Raw genomic sequence first — 1668 nt, 5'->3', positions numbered from 1 at the left:
TTCATGGCGATCCAAGTTTTTGATTTTGTTGGATGACGCCTTTTAGCCCAATGCCATAACGCTAGAAATAGTTTGTGGCTCACATATCCGAATACTTGTTTGGCAACGCAATGGCGATAGTAATTCGACCAACCCCTGAGTTTCGGATTTATCAACTTGATTAGATCGTTAACGGGGGTGGTTGCGTGCTTTTTAGTGAGTTCGCGCAAGTTACTCAGAAATATTAACGTGTTAGATTTACTCGGTTTAATGAGCAGCTTTCCTTTGTACTTCCTATGGTTAAAGCCTAGAAAGTCAAAACCACGGCTAATGTGAGTAATGTGCGTTTTCTCTTCGGAGAGCGTTAAGCCTCTGTGTGCTAAGAAGTCAGCAATCAACGGTTTGATATCGTTCTCCAGCACGTCCTTTGAAGTGCAAGTGACAACGAAATCATCAGCGTATCCTATAAAGTTGGCTCTCGCCCCATTTTTAAGTGCGGTGGACTTTATGCGTTGCTCAAGACCTGCAAGAGTCATCAGCATCAAGGTTGGAGATATGATCCCGCCTTGTGGTGTTCCCTCGTCAGTGCGATAGAACAGCCCTTTGTCCATAAAACCAGACTTTAACCATTGTTCCAACATTCGTTTATCTACAGCTATATTATTCATAAGCCATTGATGCCCAATTTTGTCGAAACAGGCTTTAATATCTCCCTCAAGAACCCATTGAGCGGATTGCTTTTTACTCAAACAGAGAAAACACTGAGCAATAGCATCAGCAGTACTTCTGTTGCGCCGAAAGCCGTAACTATTTGGGTCAGCAAGTGTTTCTGACACAGGCTCTAGTGCGAGAAGATGAAGCGCTTGCAGCGCTCTATCGACCATACACGGGATACCCAAAGGTCTGAGCTTGCCGTTTTTCTTAGGGATGTAGATACGCTTGAGCGGTTTGGCTTGATAAGCTTTTCTGCTCAATTGATTGACTGCTTTCATGCGGCGCGTATCCGTATTCCAGATGACGCCGTCTATTCCGGGCGTTTTACTGCCTTTGTTTTGTGATACTCGCTTAACAGCAAGAAGTTTTGCCGAATGCGAGTGAGTCAGTATCCACTGCAATGCTTTCGCTTTGCCGTGTTTACTTTCTCTTGTTGCTTTTGCAATACGCATCTGAAGCTTTAAAACGTGTGACTCAACAGTTTTCCAATTTATGGATTGCCATTGAGCACTGTCAGAAGAGGCACTAATCTCTTTTGAAATCATCATTTGCGTTTCTCCTTGAATAAAGTTCTTCAAATTCTCTTGCAAAGGAAGACCAGTCGGAAGTCAGCTCACTTTCGTGCCAGACAGACGTCTGTATCTGCATCATTACAATCCAGCCTTTGCTTTCTCCAACATCCTCTACCTGCATCACTATCGGCTATATAAGCTTTCCCAAAGGGAGTGATACAGGCTTACCGTGTTCCGTATGTTGCGCGATGTCAGGTTAGATGCCCGCTATAGTGCGGAGAGTTCAGTGATCACGAAAGAGCATGGGGCAATCTCTTTCCGACTCTCGCGCCTTTTGGCTACAGCGTATTAACCACTTCCGCTGTTTCATCATATAACGCACCTTACGCGGATTCACTTATGTTCATCATACTGACGGCCTAGCACTCACCCGATTTGTGGTTATCAGGAGGATCGTCCTCTC

General features: G+C 44.7%; 1 protein-coding gene. It reads right to left on the bottom strand.

Annotation, left to right across the window (positions count from 1 at the left end):
- Positions 1-1241: group II intron reverse transcriptase/maturase (ltrA, locus tag JIG37_RS04040; RefSeq protein ID WP_199528742.1), on the bottom strand; the 1241-nt coding region annotated here is incomplete at its 3' end.
- Between the last annotated feature and the right edge of the window lie 427 nt (positions 1242-1668).

Source organism: Pseudoalteromonas sp. bablab_jr010 (assembly GCF_016464105.1).
Classification (GTDB): Bacteria; Pseudomonadota; Gammaproteobacteria; order Enterobacterales; family Alteromonadaceae; genus Pseudoalteromonas; species Pseudoalteromonas simplex.
This window is presented reverse-complemented; position numbering and strand designations above follow the sequence as displayed.